This window comes from Serratia sp. TSA_130.1 (assembly GCF_052691795.1).
This window is the reverse complement of record NZ_JBQZFS010000003.1, coordinates 311,969-327,422: the sequence shown is the minus strand read 5'-3', so window position 1 is coordinate 327,422 and position 15,454 is coordinate 311,969. Positions and strand designations below refer to the sequence as shown.

Annotated in this window: 14 protein-coding genes and 1 other annotated feature; of the genes, 4 read left to right on the top strand and 10 right to left on the bottom strand. The window is 59.3% G+C overall.

Annotated elements, in window-relative coordinates:
• Window positions 1–27 precede the first annotated feature (27 nt).
• The 3 genes from ACUTQY_RS14660 to tal all read right to left on the bottom strand — a co-directional run bounded on the left by ACUTQY_RS14660 (window position 28) and on the right by tal (window position 3,152).
• Window positions 28–1,335, bottom strand: coding sequence for an MFS transporter (locus ACUTQY_RS14660; RefSeq protein ID WP_033641814.1), 1,308 nt, complete (start codon window positions 1,333–1,335; stop codon window positions 28–30).
• 124 nt (window positions 1,336–1,459) lie between these two features.
• A complete protein-coding gene (gene mog, locus ACUTQY_RS14655; RefSeq protein WP_015376607.1) occupies window positions 1,460–2,047 on the bottom strand; it encodes a molybdopterin adenylyltransferase in 588 nt (195 codons plus the stop codon).
• A 151-nt stretch (window positions 2,048–2,198) separates the two neighbouring features.
• A complete protein-coding gene (gene tal / locus ACUTQY_RS14650; protein WP_004932982.1) occupies window positions 2,199–3,152 on the bottom strand; it encodes a transaldolase in 954 nt (317 codons plus the stop codon).
• Window positions 3,153–3,536: 384 nt separating this feature from the next.
• Here tal and ACUTQY_RS14645 point away from each other — a divergent pair, with 384 nt between their 5' ends.
• Both ACUTQY_RS14645 and yaaA read left to right on the top strand, forming a co-directional pair.
• Window positions 3,537–4,973: an alanine/glycine:cation symporter family protein gene (locus ACUTQY_RS14645; protein ID WP_004932985.1), complete on the top strand. Its 1,437-nt coding sequence runs from the start codon at window positions 3,537–3,539 to the stop codon at window positions 4,971–4,973.
• A 105-nt stretch (window positions 4,974–5,078) separates the two neighbouring features.
• A complete protein-coding gene (gene yaaA / locus ACUTQY_RS14640) occupies window positions 5,079–5,855 on the top strand; it encodes a peroxide stress protein YaaA (RefSeq protein ID WP_033641813.1) in 777 nt (258 codons plus the stop codon).
• A 46-nt stretch (window positions 5,856–5,901) separates the two neighbouring features.
• Here yaaA and thrC read toward each other — a convergent pair whose 3' ends face one another.
• The 5 genes from thrC to ACUTQY_RS14615 all read right to left on the bottom strand — a co-directional run bounded on the left by thrC (window position 5,902) and on the right by ACUTQY_RS14615 (window position 11,636).
• Window positions 5,902–7,191: a threonine synthase gene (gene thrC / locus ACUTQY_RS14635; RefSeq protein ID WP_046688216.1), complete on the bottom strand. Its 1,290-nt coding sequence runs from the start codon at window positions 7,189–7,191 to the stop codon at window positions 5,902–5,904.
• A 3-nt stretch (window positions 7,192–7,194) separates the two neighbouring features.
• On the bottom strand, window positions 7,195–8,124 hold the full coding sequence (gene thrB, locus ACUTQY_RS14630; protein ID WP_004932993.1) for a homoserine kinase: 930 nt from the start codon (window positions 8,122–8,124) through the stop codon (window positions 7,195–7,197).
• Window position 8,125: 1 nt separating this feature from the next.
• Entirely contained in the window at window positions 8,126–10,585 is a 2,460-nt protein-coding gene (gene thrA / locus ACUTQY_RS14625; RefSeq protein WP_033641811.1) for a bifunctional aspartate kinase/homoserine dehydrogenase I, read from the bottom strand.
• A 24-nt stretch (window positions 10,586–10,609) separates the two neighbouring features.
• Window positions 10,610–10,727 (bottom strand) — a sequence feature (Thr leader region).
• Entirely contained in the window at window positions 10,666–10,734 is a 69-nt protein-coding gene (gene thrL / locus ACUTQY_RS14620; protein WP_099785730.1) for a thr operon leader peptide, read from the bottom strand. It overlaps the preceding feature by 62 nt.
• A 212-nt stretch (window positions 10,735–10,946) precedes the next feature.
• On the bottom strand, window positions 10,947–11,636 hold the full coding sequence (locus ACUTQY_RS14615; RefSeq protein ID WP_046688215.1) for a tRNA/rRNA methyltransferase: 690 nt from the start codon (window positions 11,634–11,636) through the stop codon (window positions 10,947–10,949).
• Between the two features lie 629 nt (window positions 11,637–12,265).
• On the opposite strand from ACUTQY_RS14615, the gene arcA reads away from it, so the two are divergent.
• Window positions 12,266–12,982, top strand: a complete 717-nt coding sequence (arcA, locus tag ACUTQY_RS14610; RefSeq protein WP_004933003.1) for a two-component system response regulator ArcA — start codon at window positions 12,266–12,268, stop codon at window positions 12,980–12,982.
• Between the two features lie 51 nt (window positions 12,983–13,033).
• On the opposite strand, the gene creA is transcribed toward arcA, so the two are convergent.
• The gene (creA, locus tag ACUTQY_RS14605) at window positions 13,034–13,513 is read right to left on the bottom strand and encodes a protein CreA (protein ID WP_033641809.1); all 480 of its coding nucleotides are present in this window, start codon (window positions 13,511–13,513) and stop codon (window positions 13,034–13,036) included.
• Between the two features lie 342 nt (window positions 13,514–13,855).
• Between creA and robA the strand changes: the two genes are divergently transcribed.
• On the top strand, window positions 13,856–14,725 hold the full coding sequence (gene robA, locus ACUTQY_RS14600; protein ID WP_033641808.1) for an MDR efflux pump AcrAB transcriptional activator RobA: 870 nt from the start codon (window positions 13,856–13,858) through the stop codon (window positions 14,723–14,725).
• Here robA and gpmB read toward each other — a convergent pair.
• Window positions 14,722–15,369, bottom strand: a complete 648-nt coding sequence (gpmB, locus tag ACUTQY_RS14595) for a 2,3-diphosphoglycerate-dependent phosphoglycerate mutase GpmB (protein WP_025305227.1) — start codon at window positions 15,367–15,369, stop codon at window positions 14,722–14,724. The two genes, robA and gpmB, sit on opposite strands and share 4 nt — an antisense overlap.
• Between the last annotated feature and the right edge of the window lie 85 nt (window positions 15,370–15,454).

The following is a 15,454-nucleotide window of genomic DNA, read 5'->3' as shown; positions in this document are numbered from 1 at the left end:
AAAAGCCCTGCAATGCAGGGCTTTTTTTTAGCTGTAGGAACCGGCTCGCCGCTCGCCGGCTTCGCTGTTCAGGTCGCGATGCAGGTAGACACCGAGCAGCAGCCCGATAAGCGACAGCGCCAGCACATAGTAAGCGGGCGCTAACGGGGTTAATTTCATGATCAGCGTCACAAAAATAGGGGTTAAACCGCCAAAAATAGCGTACGAGACGTTATATGAGAACGAGATGCCGGTAAACCGCACTTCCGCCGGGAAAGCCCGCACCATCACGTACGGCACGGCCCCCACCACACCTACGCTGAAACCCACCAGCGCATAGCAGGCGAACAGCATTTCCGGGCGGACGCCCACCGTCTGATAGAACAGCCAGCTGCAGCCGGCCAGCAGCAAACTGCCGACCACCAGCGTTTTGCTGGCGCCGAAGCGATCGGCCGACAAACCGGCGACGATGCAGCCGGCGATCAGCATGATGGTGGCGATGCTGTTGGCCTGCAGCGTCAGGGCCGGCGCAATGCCGAACTGTTTTTGCAGATAGGTCGGGGTCATCAGGATCACCACCACGATACCGGCGGAGAGCAGCCAGGTCAGCAGCATCGACACCGCCACTTCCCGTTTGTGGTTGAGCACCACCGATTTCAGCGGCAGCTCCTCGGCCAGCGCTTTGCGCGCCTGCATCTCGATGAAGATCGGCGTTTCCTGCAGCCAGCGGCGCAGGTACATCGCCACCAGGCCGAACATGCCGCCCAGCAGGAATGGAATGCGCCAGCCGCCGCCGGCAATGCTCTGCGGGCTAAGCGTGGTGTTGATCACCGTCGCCACCACCGATCCCAGCAGGATGCCCACCGTCAGCCCGGCGGTCAGCGTGCCGCAGGCGAAACCGATGCGCCGGCGCGGCACGTGTTCGGCGACGAAGACCCAGGCGCCCGGCACCTCACCGCCGATCGCCGCCCCCTGCAGCACGCGCATCAGCAGCAGCAACAGCGGCGCGGCGATGCCGATGCTGGCGTAGGTCGGCAGCAGGCCCATCGCCAGCGTCGGCAACGCCATCAGCAGAATGCTCAGGGTAAACATCTTTTTGCGGCCGACCAGATCGCCGAAGTGCGCCATCACGATGCCGCCCAGCGGGCGGGCCAGATAGCCGGCGGCGAAAATGCCGAAGGTTTGCACCAGCCGCAGCCATTCCGGCATGTCCGCCGGGAAGAACAGGTCGCCGACCACGGCGGCGAAGAATACGAAGATAATGAAGTCGTAAAACTCCAACGCGCCGCCCAACGCGGCCAACGTCAGCGTTTTGTAGTCTTGCCGGTTCAGCCGGCGATTAGTGTCGTGAGGCATAGGGCACCGTCGGTAAAGGCTGTAAAAATAAAAGCCGCAGGCTTTCTGTAAAAGAATCCTTACTATAGCGGCAAATTATTTTCACACCAAACGGGCTGAAGCCGATCTCGCAGATTGCTGAAATTTAGAGGTTTATCTCGCGACGCGCGCTCTTTGGCCGAAATGCTGCTACCACTGCGGCATGCGTTTCGACATAAGGCCCGTCGAGCAGCTGAATGCAATAAGGCACGCTGGCGAAGATGCCGTGCACCACCGCATTGCCCTGCTCGTCCTTCACCCCTTCCAGCGTTTCCTTGATCGACTTTGGCTGGCCGGGCAGATTGATGATCAGCGCCTGCTTGCGGATCGCCCCCACCTGGCGAGAAAGAATTGCCGTTGGCACATAGTGTAGGCTGATCTGACGCATTTGCTCGCCGAAACCGGGCATCACGCGATCGGCGATCGCCAGCGTGGCGTCGGGGGTGACGTCGCGACGCGCCGGCCCGGTGCCGCCGGTGGTCAGCACCAGATGGCAGCCCATTTCGTCCACCAGCTCACACAGCGTTTGTTCAATTTGCGTCTGCTCATCGGGGATCAGCCGGGTTTCCAGCTTGAACGGCGTCGCCAGCGCGCCGGCCAGCCATTCCTCCAGCGCCGGAATGCCTTTATCCTGGTAAACGCCGCCGGAAGCGCGGTCAGAAACGGAAACCAAACCAATACGTAAAATATCCATGCGTAACCTCTACAGCCTGATGGGGTCCGAACGGGTTCGTCTCCCGTTCTGTTGTCATTGCCGAGAGTATAAGGGCTTCCCCCGCCGGCGGGAGCGTCGGGCATAAAAAAAGGTGGCCTGAGCCACCTTTTTACTGCGCGATCTGCAGGAATTACAGCAGGTCGGCGATCATTTTTTCCAGTTTGCCCTGGTCTACGGCGAACTTGCGGATGCCGTCGGTCAGTTTCTCGACCGCCATCGGATCCTGGTTGTGCTGCCAGTAGAACTCAGGTTCGGTCAGTGCGGCAGGACGCGCCTTCACTTCACCGGTGTAAGACAGTTTGCGCTCCAGCGCGCCTTCGCTCTCCGCCAGCTCTTTCAGCAGCGCAGGGGCGATGGTCAGGCGGTCGCAGCCGGCCAGCTCGATGATTTCGCCAACGTTGCGGAAGCTGGCGCCCATCACCACGGTGTTGTAACCGTGTTGTTTGTAGTACTGGTAAATCTCGGTCACGGAGATCACGCCCGGATCTTCGTGCGGCGCGAACTCTTTCTTGTCGCCGTTGGCTTTGTACCAATCGAGGATACGGCCGACGAACGGCGAGATCAGGTAAACGCCGGCTTCGGCGCAGGCGCGAGCCTGAGCGAAGGAGAACAGCAGCGTCAGGTTACAGTTGATGCCTTCTTTCTCCAGCTGCTCCGCCGCGCGGATGCCCTGCCAGGTCGAGGCCAGTTTGATCAGAATGCGATCGTTGCTGATGCCGGCTTCGTTGTACAGCTTGATCAGGCGCTTGGCCTTGGCCACGCTGGCGACGGTGTCGTAAGACAGACGCGCGTCAACCTCGGTGGAGATGCGGCCCGGAACCAGTTTGAGGATCTCCAGACCGATGTTGACCGCCAGCTTGTCGGCGGCGTCGGCGATCTGCTGCTCGCGATCGCTGCTCTGGCCGCGCGCCCAGGCGATGGCTTCGTCAATCAGTTTGCGGTATTCAGGAATTTGGGCTGCATTGAGGATCAGCGAAGGGTTGGTTGTGGCGTCCTGCGGTTGATACAGCTTCATTGCCGCGATATCACCCGTATCTGCAACCACTGTAGTCAGCTGGCGCAGGGAAGTTAATTTGTCGGTCATGTTGGCATTATCTCATCGTTTGTGCATGAACTTTTGGCATTGTTCAACCATGCCCTGCCCTGATAATAACATGCGCCAAGCCCGGTGCAAGGCTGGAAAACCGCGGCGCGCAAGCATCTGTTTTATCCTTGGGCGAGCAACCGTTTACGCCGATATCTTTCGCCATTACCGAGCGGATGGAAAGGCAATAACGTGCTATCGCCCGAATAAATTATGTTAAATTCGAAAAAATTGATGCAATTCGTCCGCCAATCTGCGAAAAATCTCAATCGCCTGACGCCGGACCGATTCCAGCTAAGCTCTTGTAAAAAATAGGCCAATATTTCTCACCTGCGGTGGATGCTGCCAGGTGCGCATGACATTTCGATAAGGAGGAGGGATCCCTTGACGGACCTGATGAATTTTATAAACAACATTTTGTGGGGGTCGGTGCTGATTTATCTGCTGCTCGGCACCGGCATTTACTTCACGCTGCGCACCCGTTTTATCCAGCTCCGCCACTTTAGCCACATGTTCTCGGTGTTGAAAAACAGCAATAAAAGCGACAGCGCCGGCATCTCCTCTTTCCAGGCGCTGTGTACCACGCTGGCGGCGCGCGTCGGCACCGGCAACCTGACCGGCGTCGCCATTGCCCTCACCGCCGGCGGCCCCGGCGCCATCTTCTGGATGTGGGTGGTGGCGTTTATCGGCATGGCCACGTCATTTGTGGAAAGCTCGCTGGCTCAGCTCTACAAAACCAAAGACGACAACGGCAACTACCGCGGCGGCCCGGCCTATTACATGGAAAAGGGACTCGGCATGCGCTGGATGGGCGTGCTGTTCTCCATTTTCCTGATCATCGCTTTCGGCCTGGTGTTCAACGCCGTACAGGCCAACTCCATCGCGCAGGCCTCCGCCGTCGCCTTCCATTTACAGCCGCTGCACGTCGGTATTGGCCTGGTGCTGCTGAGCGGCGTGGTGATCTTCGGCGGCATCCGCTCCATCGCCAAAGTGGCCGAGCTGGTGGTGCCGCTGATGGCCGGCGCCTACCTGCTGCTGGCTCTCTGGGTGATTGGCCATAACATCGAGCACATGCCGGCGATCCTGACGCTGATCTTCAAAAGCGCCTTCGGCCTGCAGGAAGCCGCGGCCGGCGCCGTCGGTTACGGTATCTCCCAGGCGATGACCCAGGGCGTGCAGCGCGGCCTGTTCTCCAATGAAGCCGGCATGGGATCGGCGCCCAACGCGGCGGCGTCCGCCTCGCCTTATCCGCCGCATCCCGCTTCACAGGGCTACGTGCAGATGCTCGGGGTATTTATCGACACCATCGTCATCTGCAGCGCCACCGCGGCGATCATCCTCTCTTCCGGCATTCTCGATCAGCCGACCGACAGCATCAGCGGCATCGATCTGACCCAGCGCGCGCTGTCGACCGCCGTCGGCAGCTGGGGGACTCCGTTCGTCGCCATCGCCATCTTCTTCTTCGCCTTTACGTCGATCATCGCCAACTACGCCTATGCCGAGAGCAACCTGGTGTTCCTCGAGCACAACCACCCAGGCGGCCTGTTGATTTTCCGCTGCGTGGCGCTGGGCATGGTGATGTTCGGCGCGCTGGCGGAGCTGCCGCTGGTGTGGAAAATGGCGGATACCTCCATGGCGCTGATGGCGATCACCAACCTGACGGCTATCTTGCTGCTGTCGCGGGTCGCGCTGAAGCTGGCCGACGACTACCATCGCCAGCGGCGCCTGGGCAAGCTGCCGACCTTCGACGCCAACCGTTATCCGGAGCTGAAATCGCAGCTGGAGCCGGGCGTGTGGGACGACAAGCAGCCGCCGCGCTGAGTATTCCGGGGCGCGTGCGATGCGCGCCCCACCTATTGGACCGATAGCCCCTTTTTCCCGCGCTTTTTGCTACAGTATGCGCACTTGGATAAACAGGATCTGGCCATGCTCGTTATTATTTCACCTGCAAAAACGCTCGATTACGACAGCCCGCTGGCGACAAAACGCTTCACGCAGCCCGAACTGCTGAACAAGTCTAAGCAGCTTATCAACATTTGCCGCGAGCTGACGCCGGCGCAAATCGCCAGCCTGATGAGCATCAGCGACAAGCTGGCCGGGCTGAACGCCGCGCGCTTTAGCGAATGGCAACCGACATTTACCCCGGACAACGCCCGTCAGGCGCTGCTGGCGTTCAAGGGCGACGTATATACCGGCCTGCAGGCGCAGGACTTCAACGAAGCCGATTTCGACTTCGCCCAGCAGCATCTGCGCATGCTGTCCGGCCTGTATGGCGTACTGCGCCCGCTCGATCTGATGATGCCGTACCGGCTGGAGATGGGCATCAAGCTGGAAAACCCGAAGGGCAAAGATCTGTACAGCTTCTGGGGCGATCAGATCACCAAAAAGCTCAACGAAGCGCTGGAGCAACAGGGCGACGACGTGGTGGTCAACCTGGCGTCAGACGAGTATTTCAAAGCGGTGAAGCCGGCCAAGCTGCACGGCTCGCTGATCAAACCGGTGTTCCTCGACGAGAAGAACGGCAAGTTCAAGGTCATCAGCTTCTACGCCAAGAAAGCGCGCGGGTTGATGAGCCGCTTTATCATCAAAAACCGCCTGACGCGCAGCGAGCAGCTGGCGGACTTCAACCTGGAAGGCTACGCCTTCGACGAAGCCGCCTCGCAAGGCAATGAACTGGTGTTCAAACGCCCGGAGCAGGCATAAAAAAAGCCGTCGCAAGACGGCTTTTCGCATTTTACCCTGCCGAACTTCAGGCCGGCAGCCCCATCAGGAACTTGCGCAGCTCGCCGAAGCTGGCCGGCAGCGTGTGCGACAGCAGCGGCAGCTCAGCCCGCAGCGCCAGCGCTTTCGGCAACGGCAGTTCCTGGCCGAGTATCGCTTCCACACTCTCTTTAAACTTGGCCGGATGCGCGGTGCCGAGGAACAGGCCGAACTCCCCTTCCTGCAATTGGTCACGCAGCGCACGGTAGGCGATGGCCGCGTGCGGTTCGGAGATATAGCCCAGCTCGGCCAGCTCACGCATCGTGTCTTTGGTGGTCTCGTCGCTGACCGCCGCGTGACCCAGCTCCTTCAACTGCCAGACCTTGCGACGGAACAGCTCTTCCACGCGCGGCCAGTTGTTCGGCTGGCTGACGTCCATGGCGTTGGACAGCGTCGCGACCGTAGCGTGCGGCTGCCACTGGCCGCTGGTCAGGAAGCGCGGCACGGTGTCGTTGGCGTTGGTGGCGGCGATGAAGCGCTTCACCGGCAGGCCCAGCGATTTGGCCAGCAGCCCGGCGGTCAGATCGCCGAAGTTGCCGCTCGGCACCGAAATCACCAGTTGATTGCGCGCTTCCTGCGGCAGCTGCGCCACCGCTTCGAAGTAGTAGCAAATCTGCGCCAGCAAACGGCTGATGTTAATCGAGTTGGCCGAGTTCAGGTGCAGCGCGTCTTTCAATTCCTGATCGTCGAACGCCTGCTTCACCAGCGCCTGACAAGCATCGAAGTCACCGTCGATCGCCACGGTGTGAATGTTGCCGCCCAGGGTGCAGAACAGCTTTTCCTGCAGCGGGCTGATTTTGCCCTGCGGATACAGGATCACCACCCGCACGTTTTTCAGGCCGTAGAAGGCGTGCGCCACGGCGGCGCCGGTGTCGCCGGAGGTGGCGGTCAGAATGGTCACCGGCTGCTCGCCGGCCACTTCCGCCAGCATCTGCGCCATAAAGCGGCCGCCGAAGTCTTTGAACGCCAGCGTCGGGCCGTGGAACAGCTCCAGGCAGGAGACGTCATCGGTCACTTTCGCCACCGGCGCCGGGAACTCAAAGGCGGCCTGCACGCGTTTCTTCAGCGCCGCTTCCGGCACCTCTTCGCCGATAAAGGCCGACAGAATGCGGCTGCTGCGGGTGACAAAATCCTGTTCCAGCAGGTGGTCGATTTCGGTCAGTTCGAACTCCGGCAGCTCCAGCGGGAAGAACAGCCCCTGTTGCTTGCCCAGGCCTTGTTTGATCGCCTGCGCGAAGCTGACCTGCTCGTTGTGATCCTTAAGGTTGTACAGTTTCATGCGTTATCCCAGTAGTCGAGCGCCTGCGGTATCCAGACGGCAAATATGAACAAAACCTTCGTCGTTTTGCAGATAGTGTTGTTGCAGCCAGGCGGCCATGCGTTGCGCGGTGGCGCCGTCGTTGCAGACGGCGAACAGCGTCGGGCCAGAGCCGGAGATGCCGCAGGCCAACGCGCCGATCTCCTGCGCCGCCTTGCGCGCTTCGGCGAAGCCCGGCAGCAGCCGGGTGCGGTACGGTTCGGCGATCACGTCCTGCATCAATTTGGCGGCCAGCTGCGGCTGCCGGGTATGGCAGGCGTGAATAAAGCCGGCCAGATAGCGGCCATGGCTGATGCAATCCTGACGACGGTATTGCGCGGGTAAAATGGCGCGCGCTTCGGCGGTGGACACTTTGATGCCCGGATAGGCCATAACCCACAGCCAATCGTCAAAGCACGGCACCTCCTGGCTGATAATGCCTTCTTCTTCCAGCATCAGCTGCAGGCCGCCCAAATAGCAAGGCGCCACGTTGTCATAATGCACGCTGCCGGAAATGCGCCCTTCCAGCTCGCCCATCAGGCCGAGCAGCGTCGTCTTATCCAACGGACGATCGCAGAATTCGTTCATCGCCATCAGCCCGGCGACCACCGAACAGGCGCTGGAACCCAGCCCCGATCCGATCGGCATGTTCTTTTCCAAACGCATCGCCACCGGCACTTCGCGGCCGATCTCCTGGCAGAAGCGCTCCCAGCATTGATAAACGATGTTCTCTTTCGGCTCGGCCGGCAGCTTGCTGACGAAGCGCCCGGCATTCTGCAAACTGAACGTCTCGGCGGCTTCGACGCTGACGCAGTCGCCCAGCAGCGTGCCGTCGATCGGCGAAACCGCCGCGCCCAGCACGTCGAAACCGACGCTGACGTTGCCGATCGAGGCCGGTGCATACACCTTAACCATATTAAACTCCCAACTTCCATGACAGTGTGCGCAGCAGATCGGCGAATACGCCCGCTGCAGTCACATCGTTACCGGCGCCGTAGCCGCGCAGCACCAGCGGCAACGGCTGATAGTAGCGGCTGTAGAAGGCCAGCGCGTTCTCGCCGTTCTTCACTTTATACAACGGATCGTTGCCGTCCACCGCCTCAATGCGCACCTTGCAGCGCCCTTCGTCGATCAGGCCGACATAGCGCAGCACCTTGCCTTGCTCGGCGGCGTTGGCCACGTTGCGCGCGAACTCTTTATCCAGCTCCGGCAACCGCGCCAGGAAGGTGTCCACGTCGCCCGACGCGTCAAAGGACGGCGGCAGCACCGGCTCGACCTCGATATCGCTCAGTTCCAGTTTATAACCGGCCTCGCGCGCCAGGATCAGCAGCTTACGCGCCACATCCATCCCGGACAGATCGTCGCGCGGATCCGGCTCGGTGTAGCCGTTGGCCCGGGCCTGCAGGGTCGCCGCCGACAGCGACAGCCCTTCGTCCAGCTTGCCGAAGATAAAGGACAGCGAGCCGGACAGGATGCCGGAGAAACGCACCAGTTCATCACCGGCGTTCAGCAGATTTTGCAGGTTCTCAATCACCGGCAGACCGGCACCGACGTTGGTGTCGTACAGGAACTTGCGATGCGAACCGGCGGCGGCCGCACGCAGCTGCTGATAATAGTTCATCGACGAGGTGTTGGCCTTTTTGTTCGGCGTCACCACATGGAAGCCGTCCGCCAGGAAGTCCACGTACTGATCGGCCACCGCCTGACTGGAGGTACAGTCGACGATCACCGGGTTCAGCAGGTGATATTCCTTCACCAGCCGGATCAGACGACCGAGATTGAACGGCTCCTGCGCGCCGGCCAGCGCGTCGCGCCAGCTGTCCAGCGCGATGCCGTGCACATTGGTCAGCATCACGCGCGAGTTGGCGATGCCGCACACCCGCAGATCGATATGTTTTTGCTTCAGCCACGGCTGCTGGCGATAGATCTGCTCGATCAACGCCCCGCCGACGCCGCCGACGCCGATGACGAACACTTCGATCACCTGATCGGTGTTGAACAGCATCTGGTGGCTGACGCGCACGCCGGTGGTGGCGGAATCATTGCTGACCACCACCGAAATGGAACGTTCGGAAGACCCTTGGGCGATGGCGACGATATTGATGTTGGCGCGCGCCAGCGCGGAGAAGAAGCGTGCGGAAATGCCGCGCAGGGTGCGCATGCCGTCGCCGACCACCGAGATGATCGCCAGGCGTTCCATCACGTCCAGCGGATCCAGCACGCCGTCTTTCAGCTCCAGATAGAACTCCTCTTCCAGCGCGCGACGAGCGCGCTGCAGTTCACCCTGCGGCACGCAGAAGCTGATGCTGTATTCGGAAGAGGATTGGGTGATCAGCACCACCGAAATGCCGGCGCGCGACATCACGGCGAAGACCCGTGCGGCCATGCCGACCATGCCTTTCATGCCCGGGCCGGAGACGTTGATCATCGCCATGTTGTTCAGGTTGGTGATGCCCTTCACCGGCATATCGGCATCGGTGCTGTCTTTGCCGATCAGCGTGCCGGGGGCCTGCGGGTTGGAGGTGTTTTTAATCAGGCAAGGGATTTGGAACTGGGCAATCGGAGTGATGGTGCGGGGGTGTAACACTTTGGCGCCGAAATAGGAAAGCTCCATCGCTTCCTGGTACGACATCGATTTCAGTAACCTGGCGTCCGGCACGGTGCGCGGATCGCAGGTATAAACGCCGTCGACGTCGGTCCAGATCTCGCAACAGTCGGCGCGCAGGCAGGCGGCCAGCACCGCGGCGGAATAGTCGGAGCCGTTGCGGCCCAGCACCACCAGCTCGCCCTTATCATTACCGGCGGTGAAACCGGCCATCAGCACGATGTGATCGGCCGGGATCGCCGCGGCGGCGATGCGCAGCGTAGACTCGGCGATGTCCACGGTGGACTCCAGGTAGTGGCCCTGCGCCAGCAGTTTCTCCACCGGGTTAATCACCGTGACCGGATAGCCTTTGGCGCGGAACACCCCTTCCATGATGGCGATGGAGAGCTTTTCGCCACGGCAGATGATCGCCGCGTTCACGCTGTCCGGGCACTGCCCCAGCAGCGAGACGCCATGCAGCACCTGTTTGAGCTGCGCGAATTCCTGATCGACCACGCCTTTCAAACGATCGTATTCAAAGCCCGGCAGCGCCTGCGCCAGCCCGCTCAGCAGGTCGGCAAAGATCCGCTCGGCGTCGCTCATATTCGGCAGAATGTCCTGGCCCGCCACCGTTTTGTCGATCATCGCCACCAGATGGTTGGTGATCTTTGCGGGGGCGGACAAGACCGTGGCTACCTGTCCCTGACGCGCGTTACTCTCCATGATGTCGGCGACGCGCAGAAAACGTTCCGCATTCGCTACCGAGGTTCCGCCAAATTTCAGCACTCGCATTTGTGATCTCTCCGAATTTAAGCCGAAAAAAAAGCCCGCACTGATTAGGTGCGGGCTTTTTTCTGTGTATCCTGTGCGCGTCAGCCCGCCCCGTTACCTGTGGTATCGGTGGTGGTAATAATTGTGGTAGTCAGGCTGATATTGCGCATGTTGTCTGTCTGTCTCATGAAATACTCTGTCCCCTCTATTGGTTAAAGCAATCGCTATCCCAAGTCAAACGATTTCTTATTTTTGCTTATTTTCCGTTCAGCGGCGCTAATGCGCGATGCAACAGGTGAAAAGCAAAATGACAGAACAAAAAAACAACCTAAAGCCGGTTTAATAGTGGATCACACTGAGTAACCGCCTGCTGGAGCCGCTATCACTTGGCGAGTTTTTTTTCGATGTCGTGCAGCAGCGTATGCAGCATCGCCGTATCTCGCTGCGGCAACGCACCGAGGCGCTGGTGCAGCCAGTCGCGCAATTTTTGGTCATCGCCGACCTCCAGGGCATCCAACAAAGCATCGGCGCGGTGGCGCAACGCCCTGAGTTGCCCTTCAGGCGCCGCAGCCTCCTGCGGCGCGGCGTTGACGCCCATCAGGCTCGCCAACTGGTAGCAGTACACCATCACCGCCTGGCCCAGATTGAGCGACGGATAATCCGCCTGCATCGGCACGCCGGTCAGCAAATCCGCCAGCGCCAGCTCTTCGTTGGTCAGGCCGGAATCCTCGCGGCCGAATACCAGCGCGGCCTGGCCGACCCACTGCTTACGCTCACTCAGCTGTTCCAGCAGCTCAGGCGGCGTGCAGTAGTAGTGAAAACGCGCGCGACTGCGGGCGGTGGTGGCGACGGTAAAATCCACATCCGCCAGCGCCTGTTCCAGCGTGGCGAACGTTTGCACGCCGTCGAGGATCTCGCCGGCCCCATGTGCCACCCAGCGCGCCGCCGGCTGCAGATGCGCCTCGCTGTCGACGATGCGCAACGAAGCGAAACCCATGGTTTTCATCGCGCGCGCCGCCGCGCCGACGTTTTCCGGCCGCGCCGGAGCCACTAGAACAATATGAAGCTGCATCACTCTTCCACCGAAGGCGGGCCTGCGTTTTTGACGATAGCGCAGCGCCCGCATGTATTTACAATTGCGTAACAATAAACGCGTTAATAGCAACAAACAAGATTAAACGGCTCGTTGAGCTAATAAACCTGTCGTAATAGTCATTATTCATGCTTATGTTTTACTGCATTTATTTATCAATGAGTTAAAACAACGCAATGATCAATAAGCGAATAATTGTATCCTATCGGGCCGGATAATGCTGAATCGTTCACAGAATTTGAGGTTCTGTGACTTAAACTGGCATTTCTGTAAGTGTTTTTCACAAATCTGTTAACGTGCTACAATTGAATTTGATATATGTCAACAAAGCGTAGTTTTGTTGGGTGATGAATTCGGCACGCGCTGTTATATTGCTGTTAATGGGGTTAGGATATGCGCCGTTTTGGCACCCAAGGGGTTGTAGGGAACGGCATCCCCACCAGGCTAGCGATCTTGTTGACATGAGATGGAAAGTGCATCAAGAACGAGTTTACGTACTTTAGTCATTTGCTGAGAGGGAACGTGGCGCTATCTCTGCCCTCCTCTAAGAAAACAGAGACTTCTGTACTTCCTATTTTCTATTTTGTTGGCAATTTTAGGTAGCAAATATGCAGACCCCGCACATTCTGATTGTCGAAGACGAGTTAGTCACTCGTAACACCCTGAAGAGCATTTTCGAGGCGGAAGGCTACATTGTTCATGAAGCCAATGATGGTGCAGAGATGCACAATATCCTGTCTGAAAATGATATCAATCTGGTCATCATGGACATCAATCTGCCAGGCAAAAACGGCCTGCTGTTGGCGCGCGAACTGCGTGAACAGGCCAGCGTCGCCTTGATGTTCCTGACCGGCCGCGATAACGAGGTGGATAAAATCCTCGGCCTGGAAATCGGCGCCGACGATTACATCACCAAACCGTTCAACCCGCGTGAGCTGACCATCCGCGCGCGCAACCTGCTGTCGCGCACCATGAATCTGGGCAGCCTCGGCGAAGAGCGCCGCCTGGTCGAGAGCTACAAGTTCAACGGGTGGGAGCTGGACATCAACAGCCGCTCTTTGATCAGCCCGGCCGGCGAACAGTACAAGCTGCCGCGCAGCGAATTCCGCGCCATGCTGCACTTCTGCGAAAACCCGGGCAAGATCCAGTCCCGCGGCGAACTGCTGAAGAAGATGACCGGCCGCGAGCTGAAACCGCATGACCGCACCGTGGACGTCACCATCCGTCGCATTCGCAAGCACTTCGAATCGACGCCGGACACGCCGGAAATCATCGCCACCATCCACGGCGAAGGCTACCGCTTCTGCGGCGATCTGGAAGAGTAATTCCAGCCTGCCGTCATGAAAACGGGGTTCAGCATGCTGAACCCCGTTTTTTTATTTTGCCTCAGCCCACGGCATGATCGGCACCGCGCTCAGCGCATTCTTCGGCGAGCCGTCGATCACCTTGTCGGAGTAGCTCAGGTAGATCAGCGAATTGCGTTTGGCGTCGTAGAAGCGCACCACCTGCAGCTTCTTGAACACCAGCGACGTGCGTTTCTGGAACACCACATCGCCTTCCGCCTTGCCGTTTTTGATCTTGTCACTCAGCTCGATAGGCCCGACCTGCTGGCAGGAAATGGCCGCGTCGGCGGTATCTTCCGCCAGGCCCAGCCCGCCTTTGATGCCGCCGGTTTTGGCGCGGCTGATATAACAAGTTACATTTTTAACATCCGGATCGTCGAACGCTTCGACCACGATTTTGTGGTCCGGCCCCAACAATTTAAACACCGTATCAACGGAACCCACTTGCTCCGCCTGTGCGCTTCCCACGGTTGCGCAAACCAAACCGAATAAAAATATCCAGCTTTTTTTCATTTACTTAACTCCGATATAACCTTGCCGCGAAAATGGGCTCGGCGATCACCATTATTTATGTCTAAGCTCACGGAATTGGGTTTTTACGGGTCCGCACCGTCCGTTTTAGCACAGAGCGTGACAAAAATCTTTGAGAGTCGCGGAGGAAAAAAATTGCTATGATGCGGCGTCGTTATTTCTTTGCGCCCACTACGGTGTACCCCAATCCAACTCTGGCGCGGCATGCGCAGCAGAGGCAAAGAGTGCAACCCATAATGGCTCATGGATCGGTCTGATAGCGCAGCACCAGCGTGACGAATCAACAGTTCGGGTTCCTACCCCCAAGCTTTACGAGGAAGTTCTATGGATCAAGCCGGTATCATTCGTGATCTGCTTAGCTGGCTGGAAAGCCATTTGGACCAACCCTTGTCGCTGGATAACGTGGCGGCCAAGGCTGGCTACTCCAAATGGCACCTGCAACGGATGTTCAAAGATATTACCGGTAATGCCATCGGTGCTTACATCCGGGCAAGAAGGCTGTCCAAGGCCGCCGTCGCGCTGCGCCTGACCAGCCGGCCGATTTTGGATATCGCTCTGCAATATCGCTTCGACTCGCAGCAGACCTTCACGCGCGCCTTCAAGAAACAGTTTGCGCAAACGCCGGCGCTGTACCGCCGCGCCGAAGACTGGAACGCGTTCGGCATCTGCCCGCCGATCCGTCTGGGGGCCTTCACTCTGCCGCAGCCCGAGTTCCTCTCGTTGCCGGATAAGCATCTGGTCGGCCTGACCCAAAGCTACTCCTGCACGCTGGAACAGATCACCACCGTGCGCACCGAGCTGCGCTCGCAGTTCTGGCGCCAGTTCCTCGGCGAAGTCGAAACCTTGCCGCCGGTGCTGTACGGGTTGCACCACTCGCGTCCGAGCCAGGAGAAGGACGACGAACAGGAAGTGCTGTACACCACGGCGCTGGAGCCGGATCAGGTGCCTGATAAAGTGCAGGAAGTTCAACCGCTGGTGCTGCCGGGCGGCGAATTTGCAATGTTCAGCTATGAAGGGCCCATCGGAGGCCTGCAGGACTTTATCCTGACGGTCTACGGCACTTGCCTGCCGGAGCTCAAACTGACGCGCCGCAAAGGACACGACATCGAGCGCTTCTACCCGAAAGGCGAGCGCCGTCCGCATCAGGCGCCTACCGAGATCAAGTGCGATTACCTGATCCCGATTCGACGTTAACGCTGCAGTTCGTCCAACGCGGGCATGTCCAGATGCGTGACATCGCCCGCCGTTTCGACGATCCAGCCGGAAGCCAGCCACGGGCTCTGCTGGTGATCGACGCGCGACAGTGAGCAGTTGCGCAAGCGCAGGCGACGTTCCGCATAGGCCGGCAGCCCGAGCACCGTACTGATCAAACACCCCAACGCGATGCCATGGCTGACGAGCAGCGGCTTGCTGCCCTCCGGCAGCATCAGGCAGCTCTCCAGCGCAGCGCGCATGCGCTCGCCCAGCTCCTCCATGGATTCGCCTTGAGGGATACGGCCGTCAGGAGTACCATCGACCATCTGTTTGCGCCACTGTTCTTCCTGCGGCGTCAAACTGTCGATCAGGCGTTCTTCCAGAACCCCCATGTGCAGCTCACGCAAACGCGGATCGCCAATCACTTCGCAGCCACAGGCTTCGGCGATGATCTGCGCGGTGCGGCGCGTGCGCCCCAGGTCGCTGGTAATGATATGCGTAATGCCTTCTTTGCTGACGCGCCTGGCGACCAGACGGGCCTGGTGTTCCCCCATGGCGGTTAACGGGCTGTCGGACTGACCCTGGATGCGGCGAGCCGCATTCCATTCCGTTTCGCCGTGGCGAACGAGGTATACCTGTAACATTTTTGTTTTCCGTTATACTGCGTGAAATTTGCGTTTATCCCCGGCCCGGCGGCGCTTTTGCCGCTGCCCGGCGTATCGGCCAGAA